At 51.2% G+C, this 17,058-nt stretch carries 17 protein-coding genes and 1 pseudogene; 6 read left to right on the forward strand and 12 right to left on the reverse strand.

The annotated features are described in order from the left end of the window. Positions 1–75: 75 nt before the first annotated feature. The 4 genes from H2515_RS15215 (at position 76) to H2515_RS15230 (ending at position 1,767) form a co-directional block, all read left to right on the forward strand. Positions 76–471: a BON domain-containing protein gene (locus H2515_RS15215; protein WP_198660529.1), complete on the forward strand. Its 396-nt coding sequence runs from the start codon at positions 76–78 to the stop codon at positions 469–471. A 31-nt stretch (positions 472–502) separates the two neighbouring features. After that, a complete protein-coding gene (locus H2515_RS15220; RefSeq protein ID WP_198660530.1) occupies positions 503–919 on the forward strand; it encodes a PRC-barrel domain-containing protein in 417 nt (138 codons plus the stop codon). 261 nt (positions 920–1,180) lie between these two features. Then, the gene (locus H2515_RS16210; protein WP_232821444.1) at positions 1,181–1,387 is read left to right on the forward strand and encodes a hypothetical protein; all 207 of its coding nucleotides are present in this window, start codon (positions 1,181–1,183) and stop codon (positions 1,385–1,387) included. 23 nt (positions 1,388–1,410) lie between these two features. Next, positions 1,411–1,767, forward strand: coding sequence for a YtxH domain-containing protein (locus H2515_RS15230; RefSeq protein ID WP_198660531.1), 357 nt, complete (start codon positions 1,411–1,413; stop codon positions 1,765–1,767). A gap of 473 nt (positions 1,768–2,240) precedes the next feature. Here the strand turns inward: H2515_RS15230 and H2515_RS15235 are convergent, their stop codons facing one another. Next, complete coding sequence (locus H2515_RS15235) at positions 2,241–2,597, reverse strand: hypothetical protein (RefSeq protein WP_232821445.1); 357 nt, start codon at positions 2,595–2,597, stop codon at positions 2,241–2,243. A gap of 276 nt (positions 2,598–2,873) precedes the next feature. Here H2515_RS15235 and H2515_RS15240 point away from each other — a divergent pair, with 276 nt between their 5' ends. Then, positions 2,874–3,398, forward strand: a complete 525-nt coding sequence (locus tag H2515_RS15240) for a DedA family protein (RefSeq protein ID WP_014029480.1) — start codon at positions 2,874–2,876, stop codon at positions 3,396–3,398. Between the two features lie 328 nt (positions 3,399–3,726). Here the strand turns inward: H2515_RS15240 and H2515_RS15245 are convergent, their stop codons facing one another. Together H2515_RS15245 and H2515_RS15250 are read right to left on the reverse strand one after the other, a co-directional pair. Further along, on the reverse strand, positions 3,727–4,449 hold the full coding sequence (locus H2515_RS15245; protein WP_198660532.1) for a Crp/Fnr family transcriptional regulator: 723 nt from the start codon (positions 4,447–4,449) through the stop codon (positions 3,727–3,729). A 45-nt stretch (positions 4,450–4,494) separates the two neighbouring features. Further along, entirely contained in the window at positions 4,495–4,797 is a 303-nt protein-coding gene (locus tag H2515_RS15250) for a hypothetical protein (protein WP_232821446.1), read from the reverse strand. Positions 4,798–4,845: 48 nt separating this feature from the next. Here H2515_RS15250 and H2515_RS15255 point away from each other — a divergent pair, with 48 nt between their 5' ends. Continuing rightward, complete coding sequence (locus tag H2515_RS15255; protein WP_172804387.1) at positions 4,846–5,094, forward strand: hypothetical protein; 249 nt, start codon at positions 4,846–4,848, stop codon at positions 5,092–5,094. A 48-nt stretch (positions 5,095–5,142) separates the two neighbouring features. On the opposite strand, the gene H2515_RS15260 is transcribed toward H2515_RS15255, so the two are convergent. The 9 genes and pseudogenes from H2515_RS15260 to H2515_RS15300 form a co-directional block, all read right to left on the reverse strand. Next, positions 5,143–5,319, reverse strand: a complete 177-nt coding sequence (locus tag H2515_RS15260; RefSeq protein ID WP_172804386.1) for a hypothetical protein — start codon at positions 5,317–5,319, stop codon at positions 5,143–5,145. A gap of 21 nt (positions 5,320–5,340) precedes the next feature. Next, positions 5,341–5,697, reverse strand: a complete 357-nt coding sequence (locus tag H2515_RS15265; RefSeq protein ID WP_081919462.1) for an HVO_A0114 family putative DNA-binding protein — start codon at positions 5,695–5,697, stop codon at positions 5,341–5,343. Beyond that, positions 5,679–5,897 carry a toxin-antitoxin system TumE family protein gene (locus H2515_RS15270; RefSeq protein WP_198661508.1) on the reverse strand — a complete coding sequence of 73 codons (219 nt, stop codon included), beginning with the start codon at positions 5,895–5,897 and terminating at the stop codon, positions 5,679–5,681. Before H2515_RS15270 ends, H2515_RS15265 begins: the two co-directional genes overlap by 19 nt. Before the next feature lie 538 nt (positions 5,898–6,435). Further along, a pseudogene (locus H2515_RS16215) lies at positions 6,436–6,642 on the reverse strand (IS1595 family transposase); the annotation flags it as partial. A 68-nt stretch (positions 6,643–6,710) separates the two neighbouring features. Then, positions 6,711–8,276 (reverse strand): chloride channel protein, encoded by a 1,566-nt coding sequence (locus tag H2515_RS15275; RefSeq protein WP_198660534.1) that lies wholly within the window; start codon positions 8,274–8,276, stop codon positions 6,711–6,713. Positions 8,277–9,379: 1,103 nt separating this feature from the next. Beyond that, the gene (locus H2515_RS15280) at positions 9,380–11,020 is read right to left on the reverse strand and encodes a hypothetical protein (protein ID WP_198660535.1); all 1,641 of its coding nucleotides are present in this window, start codon (positions 11,018–11,020) and stop codon (positions 9,380–9,382) included. Positions 11,021–11,045: 25 nt separating this feature from the next. Continuing rightward, entirely contained in the window at positions 11,046–12,647 is a 1,602-nt protein-coding gene (locus H2515_RS16405; RefSeq protein ID WP_198660536.1) for a TnsD family Tn7-like transposition protein, read from the reverse strand. Then, positions 12,644–14,323 carry an ATP-binding protein gene (locus H2515_RS15290; RefSeq protein ID WP_198660537.1) on the reverse strand — a complete coding sequence of 560 codons (1,680 nt, stop codon included), beginning with the start codon at positions 14,321–14,323 and terminating at the stop codon, positions 12,644–12,646. The genes H2515_RS16405 and H2515_RS15290 overlap by 4 nt, the downstream gene beginning before the upstream one ends. A gap of 2,325 nt (positions 14,324–16,648) precedes the next feature. Further along, a complete protein-coding gene (locus H2515_RS15300; protein ID WP_010642724.1) occupies positions 16,649–16,957 on the reverse strand; it encodes a hypothetical protein in 309 nt (102 codons plus the stop codon). Between the last annotated feature and the right edge of the window lie 101 nt (positions 16,958–17,058).

Raw genomic sequence — 17,058 nt, forward strand, 5'->3', positions numbered from 1 at the left:
ATGCCTGCATCAGAAACCAGCTTCAAACGGTATGCGACCATCCTGTAATTTATGTATAAACAAAGGAGTTATATAATGTCTACTAATATTTCATACAAGAAATTGGTTCCCATTGTTGGTTGTTTCCTGTGTTTAACAGCTGCGGTCGATGCCAATGGGCAGGCTGCCGGTTATGGGACAACATCGGGCCAAACGCCAGCCATGGCGCAGCAGAAACAAATGCCGTCGAAGAATGGCAGTGTGGGTAGTTATATGGACAGTGCGGTCATTACGACAAAAGTGAAGGCCATGCTGATGAAAGATGAAATGCTCAAGAGCTTAAATATACACGTCGATACTAAGCAAGGTGCCGTGACCTTGACTGGGACTGTTAAGAACATGAAAGAGTCCGAAAACGCTGTTCGTATTGCAGCGGCTGTCGGTGGCGTGAAAATGGTCAAAAACGATTTAAAAATAAAAAATAAGGACTGAAGTAGTATTTCGTTCACAAAGGAGAGTTCTCATGAATTACGAAGATCGTGATCAATATGGCATATACAAAAGTCGTGCAAAGGGCATAACCACATCTGCCGGCGAAAATAGCCCCGCCCCCGCTTTTATGGGCGTTGAAACGCTGATCGGGAGTGATGTCTACAACCACAAGTCTGAGAACATCGGCAGTATCAAAGAAATCATGCTTAACCTGCATGATGGTAAGGTGGCATACGCCGTTCTGTCATTCGGTGGTTTTCTGGGAATGGGGGAAAAGTTATTCGCAGTGCCTTGGATAAGCTTAACACTCGACGCAAAGAACAGGTATTTTGTGCTGAATGTAGAAAAGGAATATCTTAAAGGTGCTCCTGGTTTCGATAAAAATGACTGGCCGAACATGGCGGATAAAACTTGGTCAGATCAGGTCCATGCCTACTACTGTAGGTAGTTCGAAGCGAGCCTTACGTTTTACCGGTAAGTCATAGGCTCCCTGGGCCACGCGGTTCATTGCGTGGCTTTTAAGATGTTGGGGTGCGGAATATGGTGGACCATCAGTCCTTGGTATCGCCGGACTGGCGGTGATGGGGCATGTATTGCCATTCTAGTGAAGCCTGTGCGCATCATATCGGTATCTGCAATTTTACTCCTACGGACTCACTTGCGTCTGGAAAGGCTGTTGGCCAGGGTTGAGCAGGATCTTGGACCGCTGATGTTTGATATTAAGATAGCCTTGGCGGACATTAAACATATCACCCAGACTGGGCGTGCACAGATGGGACGAGTGGATTCCACGCTCAAATATCTGAGTCAGGAGATTATGGACACGACGGATACCCTGGTTCAGCCGCTTCACGAACTGGGCTTATGGTACCGTGCGCTGCGCACGGGATGGCGTTATTTTTCCCGGAAACATTAGCTGGAAACAGCGAGGAGAGCACTATGAAGAATGCGGAAGGCTTTGTTATCGGAGTGCTGGTTGGTGCGGTTGGTGCCCTGTTGCTGGCCCCGGCCAGTGGCGCAGAGACGCGCCAGGAGCTGCGTCGCGCTATGGATAAGGGACGGGATCGCTTGCGTAATCTGGAGTCGCTGGCGGAAGAACGTATCGGCGTACTCATTGATGAAATCCAGGAGAAAACCGCACGCCTGATGGATGCTGGTGGTGACCTGGTTGAGTCCAAGCGCCAGGATCTGCAAGAGGCCATTCAGGTGGCCAAGCGGGCATTGGCAGATGAGCGGGATATTCTGACCCGAGCCAGCCGGGCGCGCCGTATGGAGACACTGGACACAGACATCTGAGAATTCTTGATAAGGCCTTGCGACTTTTTATGGCGCCCAATCATTTCATGGCGCGGGTCTGTTCTACTAGTCTACAGGGGAGGTTGTGGTCCCATGTCCGTACCTTGGATGATGCCAAATCCACCAATGACGCACTTTTCCTGTTCTTGCCACAGATTGCAGCAATTGATCGCCCACCACGTGTCCCTATAGCAGCCAAAATGTGGAGCACATTATAAATAATACATATTTTTTCTTCTGAAAAGCCATTATCCCGCCCTCGATGGGGCTTTTGAGGGGGGCTGCAGGAAGGCATGGTGCTTTATGGGGTTCACCTTGCCTGGAAGTGGGATTGCCTTGGTGGGCGGACTGGCCTGCTTAACACCAGTCACCCTGATCAGTTGACCGTTTCCACTTACGCACACTTTCAGACCGGACCAATAATGAACGATTGGACATCCATGGATAAAATTAGGGGGCTTTGACAGCGCAACCTAATTGCCCACGGTGGAGAGTATGGTGGAGGAAACCTCAATGGGCAACATTTGTGGCATGGTCCCATCACGATTCAGCATGTTTTTTGCCATCATATTCACATAGCGTGCAATCGTTTCTATGGATAATGTTTCGACCTCACAACAGCGAACCGTAATCCAACAGCCTGCTTTATAGGCATTTCCGTGGTGGAGACACAGCTGATCAAAAACGCTGCGAGGAACCCGAACCCTCAAAGGTTTGCCAGAGGCTGTAGTGAAATCCATGGTAACGGGAAACGGACCGGGAGAATAAACGCGCTGGCCGATATCAGGCGGCAACCGATGGCACTGTTGTGCGTCTTGAATATGAGACATGATATGGACCTGAAGCAGGAGATATGAGGGATGGTAAATCAACCGCGACGTATCCTCTGTGCTTTGCATCACATTGGATAGACAACCGTAAACCACCGACCACTCCACCTTATGGCAGGAAATCGGTTTACCGGCACACGCGTATGGTGAGTGCGTGGGATTGGCGATGGTCCAAACCTGCCCTCGTCGTCATGGTCCGGGATGCGGAGGGCCAGAAATAATTGACGAAAACCGGATTTGATAGCGATGATGAAACCCCGTCAAGGAAGATAATCCGTGAATATTCCGCCGTTTTTGCTTTCTGCCGCGCACTCGGCATTGCCCATCCTCCATCGATACGGGTTGTGGGCCATATCTGGAGCTCTCTTCCTTGACAGTTTCGGGGTGCTCTTCATGCCTGCGGAATCCATACTGGTGGCAGTGGGCTTTTTAGTCAGGGATGGCGCACTCTCCATCTGGCCGCTTATTCCGGTGGCCGTTATCGCCGCCACTCTGGGAAATTATGGGGCTTACGGCCTCGGCAGCCGGTTCGGTCACCTTGTTCCGCTGCGCTGGGGTCGGTGGATTGGGATCACCGCGTCGCGCCTGGAGAAGACGGATCGTTTTTTCAAACGACATGGTCCGATGGCCGTCATGCTGGGGCGCTTCCTCGTTCCCTTGCGGCAATTGCAGGGTTATGTGGCGGGCAATGCCAAGATGGGTTTCTGGCGCTTCGCTTGGTGGAGTTTCCTGGGTGCTGTGGCTTGGATTCTTGTATGGGGTGCTGGGAGCTGGTGGGTGGCGGGATATGTGCCGCTATAGCAACCGTGGCGCCATGGAGACTTGAGCCCACAATGGGAACAGCGGACAGGCCGATAGATCTCTGGGGTACGGGAAAGGGTGTCGATAGGCTGTTGCAGAGACAGAATGCTGGATACGATACGAGGGGCGGGCCTCTTTCTTGAGTGAAAAGCGTTAGAACTTCCCACGATAGCAGAGAGGTGCCGACACTTCCTATGCCCTACGTTCCATCAGGAGCAGTTCTTCAGATCGCCCTGAGTGACCACGGGATAAAAGCTCCTTTTGAACCTGGGATTGCGATGGACGTAACAGCATTTGACCGTGCAACGATCTCACCATGAATCTTCGGTCACGGAATACAGATGTCAGAAAGCAGGCGGTCTGTCTCTTTTTTTACCACGGAGTAACACTCACAGACGCGTGCTTCCAGTCCGGGGCGATTGATGACGGTAATGTGGCCCCGCCTGTAGTCGATCAAGCCCGCCTCATGCAGCTTTCCGGCAGCCACAGAAACACTTTCACGGCGCACTCCGAGCATATTGGCGATCAGTTGTTGGGTCATGACCAAGTGATTGAATGACAGGCGATCAAGGCTTAGTAGCAACCATCGGCAAAACTGCTGATCCAAAGTATGAAGCCGATTGCACACGGCAGTCTGTGCCATCTGCGTCACCAATGCCTGCGTGTATCGCAGCAGGAGACGCTGCATCGGACTATCATGTGAGAATTCATCCTTTAGCGTTTGGCAGGGCAGTCGATAGCCGTAACCAGCACTCTGCACAACGGCCCGATTACAAGTCGTCCCCCCCCCCAGGAAGAGAGAAATGCCGACCACGCCATCATTGCCGACGATGGCGATTTCGGCGGAATCGCCATCCTCTGTCTCATACAGTAATGACACGATGGCGGTGGTAGGAAAGTAGGCATGTTGTATGGGTCTGCCGGATTCGTAGATTGACATCCCGAGCGGCATCGCGATCAATTCCAGTTTGGGAAAAAGAGCTGCGGCATGTGTGTCTGACGGCAACGCCGCGAGTAAGTAATTCTGTCGAGGGTCGTGGGAAAAGGACACCAGACTACCCCGTTTTCAGCCTAAATTGAAAATAGTTTAGTATATTCAGAGGGGCTCATCAATTTTTATTTCTTCCCGGTGGACCGGCGGCAGATAGCAGGCGACTTCCGCCTTCCAAAGGGCCGTCATGGGGAAGTCCTGTATCCACCAGTCTCGCCAGGTGCGGCCGGGAATGTCGAGCAAAGCACAAACCGCCTGAGCGCCCGGTGTTCTGGCAGTCAGCCGCCCGGCCATCAGCAGGATCACCAGGGCCAGATAGACCCGGCGCCCGAAAAAACGCACGGAGGGTGACGTTCTGCGCTTGCGGCAGTGACTGCAGCAGAAACTGAAGCGCGGGGCGTACCGCATTATGAAACCCCGTAAACAACCTTTCGGCTTGCGGGGGTAGTCCGCCCGATGCCACTTCCCACCACAGGCACACCGGGTGGTCCTGGCTTCTTCGGCAAGGGCCTCATCAACGCGGTACAACAACTGAAATATTTTGGGATCATGCAGAAGGTTATGGCACACTGGCGGGGTCCTTTTCTTGGCTGGAAAATGACATTCCCCCAACAGGCGCATTTGTTCAAGTTCTTCGAGGGGGTTTACCCCCAGCCCCTCACGCTACGTGACCATCAGCGCATCCAAAACCATCAATATCTTTGACCGTACTCACACATGCACCAGCCCGATTACCGTCTTGCAGACGGCTCGTTACTGCGTAACACCTTTGGTGAGATCCTTTATCTTCGCTTCCGCATCAGCTAACGATGTATGATCGCTGAGAAATCCATAGGGACCAAAAATCTCCCAATGAATCCGCCCATCCTTTTCAATGACCTCTTGGATTTGATAAGGATCGGTTGTCTGTACAATCATGCGCCGTGTCATATTCCTTTCTCCGTCACCGCGTTATCCCGCCTTGCGCAAGTGCATATCCACATGAATGTCGGCGAACGGGCAGCGCACCCCGCCGCTGGTCGTGCGCTCTATCAGTCCGAGTTCGGCGAGCACCAGCACGTCGTCATGAACGCGACGCACATCCCGGCCTACCCGCCGGGCCAGCTCCCTGATGGATACTTCCCCCGCACTCATGATCTGACGCACCAGAGACCATCGTAGCGCGGTCAGTCGGCCCAGGAACAGATCCGGCGATTCAAAGTTCAGGGTTTCCCCTTGGTAGGTTTCCGCCTGCGCAGCTTTACCCGCAGCGCGTAGGGCTGCTTTCCAGTCCGGTTGTACGGTAATGGTCAGTGTTCGCATTTCCATTGTTCCACCTCCGCGGTGAAATCCTCAATCAACTGGTCCACACTGGTGAACGTATATTCATTTTCCTCGCCGGTGACGTGACGATGGTCGCCCTTGCCACGCTCGTTGTCATAGCCGATCACCCTTGTGCCGTTGACCACGTAGACCAGCCGGTACTTGAGCAGTGCCCACATGGCGGCACAGGCTTTGGTACGCGCCACACCACCATCTCCATGAGATCGCCGTTCGGCGCAACATCCTTGAAGCTGGTGATCAAGGTGGCTTTCATGGAGGCTATCATGTAATTCCGTGGCGGCGATGTCAACAATGACAACACATCACCTAGCGCCCCGCCTTACCCATAAACTCCACAGCCTTGTGGACGGCTCGTTACTGCGTAACGACCAGACGCGACACGTCGCAGCTTGCCGCCCACAACCCAGGCTGCCGCCGGGTGGACCCTGCTTCGTTGTCTGGGTGCCAATCAGCGTCAGCCATTGACCATGCGACAGCACCAAACATTTGCCACCTATGGAGTATTGTAATGCTTCGTAACTCTATGGACTAAAACATAAACATAAAATTCCCGATCTGATCAAAGATGAATAAACTTGACACACTCAGGCGCTGTTTTACATCTGCGGCTTAACCCACTCGAAGTGGAGAGCCAAACCGGAGAGGTTCATACTGTGCTTATCCGGTTGGCTCTCAAAGACATATGTGGATGAAGACCGCAGACCCGATTTTATGAAGAAGTGTGTGAGAACTTTCCATCACCGTTCCAACGGTAAGTCCGGTATTGCGACGGCATTGGCGACATCTATCTCAGCTGGGGCACGTGGCTATTCGCCTGGGATCGCCAATCTCTGCACAATAAGTGCAGACAGACCCGCCCGGCCAGCGCAGCCGTTGAAACTCGGGCAGAAATTGCGGAAAAGGAAGGTCATCGTGTTGAAAAATGTCCATTTGCATCGACTGAAATCATACCCTCACCTTTTGGGTACATCAACCGGACAAGCACGATTCATAGATGTCTAAACTTCAGGTTTTTTGATGATACCCATATATTGCATGGTGACACCCTCAACCACCGGTGTTTGAGAAAAAGATGGTTGTTGTAAAAGGTTCAGTACCTCTTTTCGGCTTTGATCAGATCTAATGGCAGTTACGGGCATTTTCAAATCAAAGGCCGCAGCGATACCCATGGTGCGCGTTAGCGCGTCCGCCGTCCAAAGCTTTTCTGACGAAATTACACCGACGAGCTTACCACTGTGATCGAGCACATAGAGATTTTGCGGAGCATTATCGGCGGTCATCCAGTACACAAGCTGGCTATAGCTGGCTGATACGGGCACAATATTCAGCGATGGGGTTATCAGATCATTAAACGCAGTATGTAAAGGGCGCTTTGTGATTTGCTCAATAAAAGGCTGAATGCTGGCAGGACCCGAATCAATGGAACGCATATCCAGTAAACGCGCCGTGATGATGGCACCTGCGATAGCCAGCAGAATAGGGACCATGATAGCCATCGTATTGTGGGTGAGCTCCAGAAGCAACACTGCCGCCGCCAGGGGGGCCTGCATCGTTGCGGCGAGCACTGCGCCGGCACCGATAACGGCATAACTCCCCATTGGGGTTCCGGGCCAGATAAAAGACCATAAATCGCCCATGGCACCGCCAAATACAGCGCCGTAGGTAATGCTGGGTGTAAAGAGTCCACCCGGGGCGCCGCTACCGAGACATCCGGCTGTCACCAATGGTTTCAGCACAAAAAGAATCAGCATCAGGAGCAACGGGAGTTGATTGCTAAAGGCAAACTCAGTGATATCCAAACCGTTCCCCAAAAGCTGTGGATAGGGAATGGCGAGAATGCCAAGCAGGGCAAACATGGGTAGGGGGGCCCACATGGACCATCCGGACTGTGGTTTATGGGCATCAACCCAAATAATGAGCCGCACAAATAAAACGGACATGACCCCAGCCAATGGTCCGAAGAGAAGGGTCCAGAGCAACTCTCCAAGATGGAACGAATAAACCGGTATAGTGTAGGTGGGCTGGTTAGGGAGGGTGATCCAGGATACCGCTGTAGCAATCAATGCAGCGGTCATGGCGGGCAAAATAAGCGGTAAAGCAACGGTGCCCAGCAGGACTTCCAGCGCAAAAAGCGCGCCCCCGAGAGGCACGTTGTAAATAGCACCCATGCCGGCGCCAGCGCCACAAGCCGCAAGAAACCGGGTTTCTGCCGATGTCAGACGTTCCCAACGGGAAAGCACACTGGCAATAGCCAACCCTACCTGCTTGGGCGCACCCTCCCGTCCGAGCGAAGCACCCATCCCCACAATGGTCATAGAAAGCATGGCCTGAACTATGGTGTGCCAGAAGTTCACGCGTCCGGATTGAAACCAAATAGCGTGGACAATGTCGCTGTTAGCGCCATGAGACAACTTACGCAACAGCCAAACCATAAAAGTCGCCAGCAGTCCGGCTGCGATCAATACGGCCAACCGATGCCATGCGGACACCTGTGCTACCGCCGTCTGAAAATGGCCCTGTTCATAGCCATAGCTGACATGCTGGACGGCCTTAAGTAGGGCCATCAATCCATCTGCTCCCAGTCCGGCACCGATTCCTGTAACGACAATAAACAACCAAAATTTTGGGCTGAAAGTCAGGACAGACGAATCGAAGGCGTGAGTGTGCGGCGGAAAAATATGACGTACAATGGTCGAGAACCTATTCAATGGAAATAGTACTTAGACATTCTGCGATCCCGGTTATAACTCCGTGGACATCCTCTCCGCCCTCAGCCTGGCTGACGCTCTCAAGAGCGGGAAGGACAGGGCTTAAACGCCGCAATGCATTGATAAACATACTATTATAGTATCACCCTCCTGCTATTTACTAATTTTACGAGTATAATGACGTCTAGGATGAGACTGAACTTACCTGCACCGCAATATAGCGCATAATTAGGTAGGAGGAATCGTGCTACGGAACAAATCCACAGATAACCTGATGACAAGGCCTGATCCAAAAAGCCGAATGACGGCTATCAGTCTTTAACTGTCATCAGATCATAGAGAATACTACGGCAGCCAGTCGTCCGTGAGCAAGGCCTCGCCGAGGACCACCACCCCATGACCATGCCTGCATTATTCGCGGTAGAGTCGGGTGCGTCTGTCAAGCAGGTCCAGCCCCCCGTAATTCAGGGGAAACGCCAGGATGAAACTATTTTGTCCGGGATGATACTTTTTTGTCCGTTAACAACATTGTATAGATAAAAAATAGTTGTATACTTGAAATCTTTTTATAGTCAATAAGTTGGAATTTTTCATGCTCCAGAAAAAAATAATAATGTTGTATACTCAGAAATTTCACGCGCACGCCGGTTGAAGAATAATGTTGTATACTGACTGTGAGATGGGCGGTCGCCATGAGAAGCCCATCCCCTTCGCCGCCGCGCGCCTAACCGATGTGACCAAGCCTGCTGCGTCTGGATCGTCCACCCACTATAGCTTTCCTGCAGCAGGTAAATCCTGAACAAGCCCGGAACAATGCAAAGGGATACTAAGCGCGGTCTAAACGTGTGGGATTCAGGGGCTACCACTATTATAGTATGCGCTCTCGCCACTTTAGTCGGGCAGGGATTACAGTAGTAGTCGTACGCCCTACGGGGAAATGATGCTATCCACCCCCAGGATCACCAACCCCCAAAATAAAAGCTTAACTCACCTATTTGCTTCATAATACCAGGCAGCTTTCTGACCAACCTCAAGCCATATTCATAGCCATCTGTCTGCGTATGTTTAGCCAACGCATATCGGATCCGCCCTGCTTGACCCTTTAAAAGCTCCTTGCTGAGGAATCCATTAGCGGCAATGCAGTCGTCCACCAGTTTTCTAACGATCTTGTCCACCACCACATCGGGCTTAACCAGCTCGAAAACCACCGTAGAAATGCCCTGCCCAGTGGACTGATCCACATCCAGTATATAGCCGGTAGCATCCGCATATTTTAGCGTGATCAGCAAATATTCTATAGGCTCTTCGTCGCCCCCGCCAATCCTGGATCCTGCCAAACCAATTTGATATTCAAACTGCAAACGTAAGTGGGCTTCCTGAACACATTCCATTGCGGTGATCAACTTTTTAAAATTAGGGGGTATATCACCTGACTTATCGCCCCCTGTAAATTCTCCGGCATCCACGTCGCCGCAGCTTCCTTCGTCCTGTAAACTCACAGGCCGTATTGCTTTCGTTCCCATGTCACCCGTCGATGAGGTCCGGTCAGAGCCTCCTGTCAGTTTATTTATGACTACGACCTTTTCTCGTACTGACTGGGGAGTGACGACGGTCAAGCAGCAATGCTCCGCTCGTTCTGTGTAAAGAACGATGGGCCGACCCAAGTGACTGGGTGATGAAACCACATTCTCCACGAGGGTTTCGTCCTCGGCATCCTCCGATACAGGCTTCGATCCCGACACAGAGCGTTCATCTCCGAGAATCCCTTTTTTTAACCTAGGGTGTGAGTATTCAATTTCATGAAAAGGTAAATTGCCACGATATTTCGTTCCCAATATCTCCAGGACGAGTAACTGATTATTCCAAGTGACTCCGCGCACCTTCCAACTGCTGTTCTGTCCTACAGGAGGCCAGCATTCTAACTTTGGATAATTTCTATCGTCTATTTTTAATGCCTTCGCTGCACGCCGGATCCACACAGCGCGCCACTTATCCGACCATTCCTGATCAAAAAGTATCTTTGCTACTGAAATAATAAAATCTGATTTCATCATGTTTTTAGGAACTATACTGGAAAATTCTAGAGTCACTTTTTCATCAGCGTGCCAGGCCCGCACAAAGTCGGAGAAACTGTCGGGCTGCAACAATGCGTAAGACAAAAATCTAGATTGTGCAAAAAATGACCTTGCTATTTCTATGCATGGGACCAATATTATTTGATCTTCGTTCTCAATCTTAATACATAACTCATCAAGATTTGTTTGCGTATTAAGGGGGTAGAGATTTTTTAAAACAACCCCCCCGACACGCCGCAAACCAAATCTCGCGTCATTGAAAAGGCGAACAATAGATATTTGTCCTGCATCTGTAGATCGTGTTTTTGGTCTGCCATTTTCGAATAGCATGCCCAGCCTGAGGTATGGCAGCATGCCCCACGGCAGAGAGATATCATGACTTTTCCCAGTTTCCACGCCACGAAATACAGCGTCGACGCACCAGCCACGATCATCACCAGCCATATAAGGTGAGCGTAACCAGTGCAATGTCGCTAGTTCGCCTTGCCCAAACGGCCAGTCAGCAATAAGGAGCTTCCTTGCCATACTACACTTGAATGCTAGCCATAGATTAACCAACCCAATCCTGGATGCGCGCTGCCACAGCCGGAGAGTAGCCGGGGCGCAAACCTGCCACCCTCACCAAACGCCAGGACTTAAGTTCCACCGCCTCGGATTGGAGTCTGCGAGCGACGATATCCAGTCGGCGCATCTGAAACTGTTCTGTAGATTCTACCCATTGTCGGAGTTCATCTGCCGTCACAGGCATCTTATCCAGATGACGTTGTATCAGTGTTCGACAACCGATGTGGGTCCCTATGGCCGTCACCGTCACCTGCTTAGGCCGGGCTTCGCTTAGAATTACCTGCGCTGACCGCCGCACTTCGTTGGCGAAATGTTGATCTCTCTGGTTCCAGTCAACACGCAGGTCCTGAGCCTTAGCGCGCGGTAGCGGTGCAGGAAGATGGTCATACAGCCAATCGTGATCATTCCGATATAGCCAGCCAAAAGCCGCCTGGTTAGCCGCTCGCAGCTGCTTCCTGCAAACGCCTGAGGAACGTCGTACGATGGCAAGCCACTCACGTCGGCGTTTTCCCAATTGGCTGTTCTGAACCAAAGCTGCTCCTTTTGATATTTCAGGACCCTCTCTGTCCGCAGCCATGGATACAGGTTGGTGGTGCTTCGCGTGTATACCCGACAGGTTGAGGGCATTCGGCACGACTATCTCCGGCTGTATTTGAAGGCATGCACGGTAAAAAACCTCTGGAGTGCTGCAGAGCCATTGAATTAGAAGCAAATGATGTAAAGGGTGCGCAGAGTTACGTCGCTTCCGCACCATGGCCGCGAGCCATCCTTGGTGGCCTCCGTTGACAAGGACGCATCCGACTTCCTGGAGAAAATCCTCACCATAGTAGTTTAAAAATGCCTGACGAAATGCGTCTTGTCGAACATGCCCTTCACAAGTTATCAGACCCCGTAATTTTAGGAAACGATGATATGCATGAACAATTCTACCAAATCCTAATGTGGGTAAATTATTTTGAAGAATCCAGGAGACCGCATTAGCGACGGTAATGTGCCTTTCGAGGTTGTCATGTGACGGGTTTCCTGTGCGGATAACGGGATTATAATCTAAGGCTATGAACGCATGTTTATTAACTGGTGCACTTATCACAGCGTCAGAGTCACTAAGTGGTGAACCGTGTTTATGACAGACCCGCAAATTAGCTATCTGGTGTGCACGATGCCAGTAAGGTTCTCCGAATTCAGTGATGTCAGACTCTTTGCAAACCGGACAATAGCGTAGGAAACGGGGCGATTTAATAGAGCTGGCCATTACTCCAATTGAGCAGTGAATGGTTCCGCCTTGATTACTGGCTGCCATGTCCTTAGCAATCTTTCCGGCAGAATAGTCCGTTAGAAATGGCTGATAAAGTGGAAATAGTGTGTGATTGCGTATCAGACTCGCCGGTGTATGTGAGCTGCCCCTCGGTAACCGGCCACATAAGGCAGCAAGTCGAGAAGGGAAGTCGTATACAGCGCAAGCCTGGCGACAACCAAAAAGGTCCTCTACCGTGTGTCTAAAGTCATGATTCCTACTCATAATATGATAGCGTGCACATATGCTGTAGAGTAACTCGTCAGGGTATGGCTCAGGGAAGAAGGCTATCATTTGTTAGTCCAGAATTCTTCTATTGGCTTAATGACCCCAGCGTTATTTAGCGCCTGATGGGGCGTGATCTCCCCCTTTCGCACGTTAATCATTTCAGCCAACGCTTTTTCCACTGCCGGTTTTTGCGTCTCTTGGTGTTGGTCCTTGCGTGACAAATTTCTCTTTGTACCACTTGACGGAGGCCGAACGCCGACGGCTCGCAACAGGGCATCCTTTATCACCGGTGCCAGTTCTGTTTCGTCGGCATGCTGCTTCAATGCCTCCTCAGCACATTGGTGGGCCATCTCGACAGGGAACCCTGCTTCCAGCAAAACCTCGGCGACGCGCATCAAAATTTCGTCCGGTTCCTTATGAGCATTTTTTTGCTGTGCGACACGCTGAGCCTTCATCGTATCAAGCGTTCCTTCGAGTGTTACCCGTTCGCGTGCTCCACGTAAATATTGTTCGAGGTCACTGATGGGCGGCATGATATCCTTGATCCTACCGAGTGCGGCAAGATCTCGCTTCTTGAGCGCCTCAAGAATTGGCCGAGCGAGTTGCAGGCTGTCTCTGGCAACATCACCAATCAGTTCCGGTGAGATTGTTTCATCTTCCTGTCCTATCACTGCCCACTGAGCCAGCATATAGAGTTTCACCGCAATATCTACAATGCCTTGTGATTCCTGGTATAGGACATTGCGGATCGTCGGCGTTAGCGGGGTCTCCGATTTGGTCCACTGGTAATGCCAAACGCCTTCAATAAAGAAATCCCAAACATCATCCTGAGGCAGGTTGGACCAGACGAGATCTCCTTGTCCCGCACTACGGCGCGCCTGTGCAAATTCACCACTCAGCAGCGGAAGCGCTTTAAATGTCCCCACCAGTACAACAGGAACACTAAACTGATTGACCATTTGACCAAAGAAATTCAACATCTTGGCTGCACCACCGCTACTGGCTTCATTCAGTCTTTGGATCTCATCAATGACCAAAACCCCTAGCCCCAGTACCGCAGCCACGTTAGCCATTTCTGGAAGCAATTCGTCGACGGATCGCCGTCGGTTATTACCGAACTTAGGGTAGTAGCGGGTCCCGACAATCTCATCAACGGCTTGAAAGAAATTCAGGCAGAGCCCCCTCAATGATCCATCTTGGGGACACTCAAGTTTCAGCCAAACCAGTTGGACACGATCAAGCGCGTGACCTCCATATTTGCCGGAGTGCTGGATTTGCTGAGCGTAAAGGGAGAGTACGCTTTCAACGGCGGTCGTCTTACCCACTCCGCTGGTACCAATTATGGCAAAGCCCGCTGCGGTAGAGCGGACGAGGGGTTGATAATCGGGTTTTCCACGATCCCAATCGAGATCAGGGAAGCCAGAGCGAAGCTGTTTGATCCACTCGGCAGAGATCGGGTTGCGGGGTGAATAGCCGTTGCGAAGCATCCGCGAAAAGCGTTGCTCAAGCTCCAGGAAAATGGGCAGCGGTTCTACATAGTTCGCAATCCGTTGCACTGCCTCCAGACGTTTACTCGCTGCTAATTCGCGCTCACTTTGGTGATATACCGGGTGCCTCCGCAGAAGACTTGCCACCTTTTCCATAGGCAAGATGGGCGGCAAAGCTTCAATGAAAGGATTATGTCGATACATGGGGTCTTCGCTAGGCGTGTAAACTGCCTGCTCCTTACTGCCGGTCAGCATACAAAGCGCTCCCAGTTGTCAGCTACTTTGGCTAGCAGCCAGCGTCTAAAATCGTGCGATCTCCAATGCGATGCAACGCATGTCATCAAGCCTTGAATCTCCGGCGAGGTGCCCACCTTATACCCTGTAAAGCCTATATCATACTTGCCGCTGGGTCATTAATATCCTTTTTGAATGCCTAGAGCACGGTGCGATCTCATTCTAATTAGAAGATGGATTTAATTATACATTTCCTCACCCAGCGATGGAGTTCACTCGTTCATGGTCCATCTCAAGGGCACGGAGACCTGCCACCAACTGCTCCCCAGGCTGTCAAAGGCGCAACTGTGGATTCTACTCAACAGGGTAACGCATGCCAAACTGGCAAGTCTGAAGGTGCCATTCCCTGACCCCGCGATTGATATCAGAGAGTAGAAACTCATGGGGTGCGGGTCAGAATTTCTGGAGCTTCATCCGTATATTGAGGAAGACGAGGAACACCAGGGTGCCATCGTCCTACCCCCGGTGCGCTCTTACCTCCAATGACAGCATCGCAGCGAAAGCGGTCACTCGTTTATTCTTTCATTCTGTCACCGCTATCATCCCCGAATAATGGGGCGATATCCTACGGGGCCTTTTGCGCTTCAGTCTCCCTGGCCTCGCAGGGAGTGCGTTTGTTACCCGAATTCGCCGATCCAAAAAAGCCAACAAGAAAAGAGGGGTTAGCTGCGGCATCGTGTGCCATGTACCATTTCACGGTATGGCTATCATCCAGGCCATCGGAACGCGAACACCCTGCAAGAGCGATTATTACGAGCAACGCGATGAGGAGCTTATTCATGACGGCGTCCTTTTCAATTGTCATAGGTTCAGTCGCTCTCACTCTTGACCCAATTGCCATCACATGCAGTGACGGATGGTTTGACTGCTTCGTTACGGCTAACCATCAAAAGAAGTTCGGCGTATTTGGCCACAGTAGCGGGACCGTCCACCTCCCAGGTCGGATCTGGAATCCAATCTTCACCGCAGCACGACACCAAAGACGCTGTTAAAGCTATAGCCCGCGCTGATTATTGCCAACAGACACCAAGTTTATCGTCCCGAAGTGGATAATCTTACATCTGGTTCGAATATTTTTACATGCGGCAAATTGTCGCACCCACCGTTTTGCTATGCCTCGTTAGGCGATGGGGTGGTTGCATTGTCAGGACAATTGATACCATTTTGTCTTGTGCCATCTGCCCAGCAGAGGTTGGAACAGCTGATTTTTCCGGGTTCATGGTAATGTTATGGGACGCTGGACTTGGCTCCCCGCAGGTTTTTGAGAGGGTACGCCAGCTATGTGCGTCAAGAGCAGCAATCAACGACCATAATTCCGCGATTATGTCCCGATCCCTCATAGGCCACGGGGACCATGAGGATGAGAAACGGAATGAAAAATTCGATTCCGTAGGCGGCGCCGGTTTGAGCATAGGTTATCACCCCATGCGGCATCGTTGTCCGCGATCATAACGAGAATTCCTGGCCCGATGAGAATGAGAAAGAGCCAGAGCCGTTTCCAAAAGGACGGGCTCTGAATCAATGCTTCCCGTAGCTGATGGATCCGCCAGCGGTCGGCCACCCGGTGGTGCTGATCCTGCTGGCGGCGAGTAAGACACCGACATTGGCGATCAAGTCATTTCGAGAGCACAGCCAACTGGAACTCATGTTTAGGTTGTGGCCACGGGATCGGTATGGCGTCCATCTCGCAGCTTTTGTCTTCACAGCAATTAGCCATTTGTGGTATCCCTTGAGTTTGCTGTACCTGGCGGTAGCGTAACCTCTGCACCGGCTGTTCGACGAATATATACCCGAATACCTCACCAAAATAACTCTAAAATCCGTTATGGTGATTTTGCCTTACGCCAATAAGCGGCAGCGCACTGCTGGCTGTATCCCGCGCAGCCTTTACCCGATGACAGGGGGTGGGCTTGCGGTTCTGCAGTAGCACCGCAAGCAGTCCGTGCCCGTCCAAGTGTGTTTCCACCCCCAAAGACCATGAGAAGCAAACCGCCAAGTGGTCAGCCGTTGGGTGACCATCTTCACAACGAAAAACTCCATCCTATCAGGTGAATCTCCTGATTTCAGCGAACGGGAACTGCTGTTTTTAGGATTAAGCATGTATTCATTCCTCACCTTTAACTTTCAGCAGCCAAAATAACGGGAATTTTGCCTTCAGCGCCACGACCAATTTTCCGCCCGATCATCCCTTCCCCACAAAGGCATCATCCCGTTACACCAAGCCATCCGGCCAGTAGATGCTATCGCTCCGCCCGCCATGAAGGCCTGATGGCGCCAGCGGCTACATCAATAAGCGTTTATTGCCTGTATTTGTTTGCCAATCTCGGCAATCTTTCGGGCGTCCTTCACGACTTCCGTCCAGTGACCATCCTTGATCTGTACAATCATGGTGTGTGTCAAATATTCTGCTTTATCTGTCAGTATTTTTGTCTCATACCTTGGATTGGTTGGCGCATGATCTTCGCGTGCATAGGCAGATAATGGCGCGGTCATAAGAATCGTCATCATAAAACCCCGCAGGGCAGCATGGCGAAATCTGATCGTCATGATCTGACTTTCTTTGCATATTTCTTGGTGGGATGTTCCCAGTGTCATGGTGAATCCTACTGTATTTATTCAGCTAAATTTAGTGGCAATCCAGTGGATGATATAACTCGATAATATCCCCATGGTGTTCCCCGATGTGCCGGATTACA

The organism is Acidithiobacillus ferrivorans, assembly GCF_016250455.1.
Classification (GTDB): domain Bacteria; phylum Pseudomonadota; class Gammaproteobacteria; order Acidithiobacillales; family Acidithiobacillaceae; genus Acidithiobacillus; species Acidithiobacillus ferrivorans.

Excerpts from the sequence above, each read along its gene's own strand:
- H2515_RS16210 (WP_232821444.1), top strand. The coding sequence starts at position 1,181 with ATGTTTGATATTAAGATAGCCTTGGCGGACATTAAACATATCACCCAG.
- H2515_RS15265 (WP_081919462.1), bottom strand. The coding sequence starts at position 5,697 with ATGGAAATGCGAACACTGACCATTACCGTACAACCGGACTGGAAAGCA.
- H2515_RS15290 (WP_198660537.1), bottom strand. The coding sequence starts at position 14,323 with ATGCTGACCGGCAGTAAGGAGCAGGCAGTTTACACGCCTAGCGAAGAC.
- H2515_RS15255 (WP_172804387.1), top strand. The coding sequence starts at position 4,846 with ATGCCACTTCCCACCACAGGCACACCGGGTGGTCCTGGCTTCTTCGGC.
- H2515_RS15215 (WP_198660529.1), top strand. The coding sequence starts at position 76 with ATGTCTACTAATATTTCATACAAGAAATTGGTTCCCATTGTTGGTTGT.
- H2515_RS15250 (WP_232821446.1), bottom strand. The coding sequence starts at position 4,797 with ATGCGGTACGCCCCGCGCTTCAGTTTCTGCTGCAGTCACTGCCGCAAG.
- H2515_RS15280 (WP_198660535.1), bottom strand. The coding sequence starts at position 11,020 with ATGGCAAGGAAGCTCCTTATTGCTGACTGGCCGTTTGGGCAAGGCGAA.
- H2515_RS15235 (WP_232821445.1), bottom strand. The coding sequence starts at position 2,597 with ATGTCTCATATTCAAGACGCACAACAGTGCCATCGGTTGCCGCCTGAT.
- H2515_RS15260 (WP_172804386.1), bottom strand. The coding sequence starts at position 5,319 with ATGACACGGCGCATGATTGTACAGACAACCGATCCTTATCAAATCCAA.
- H2515_RS15220 (WP_198660530.1), top strand. The coding sequence starts at position 503 with ATGAATTACGAAGATCGTGATCAATATGGCATATACAAAAGTCGTGCA.
- H2515_RS15230 (WP_198660531.1), top strand. The coding sequence starts at position 1,411 with ATGAAGAATGCGGAAGGCTTTGTTATCGGAGTGCTGGTTGGTGCGGTT.
- H2515_RS16405 (WP_198660536.1), bottom strand. The coding sequence starts at position 12,647 with ATGATAGCCTTCTTCCCTGAGCCATACCCTGACGAGTTACTCTACAGC.
- H2515_RS15275 (WP_198660534.1), bottom strand. The coding sequence starts at position 8,276 with ATGGCCCTACTTAAGGCCGTCCAGCATGTCAGCTATGGCTATGAACAG.
- H2515_RS15300 (WP_010642724.1), bottom strand. The coding sequence starts at position 16,957 with ATGACACTGGGAACATCCCACCAAGAAATATGCAAAGAAAGTCAGATC.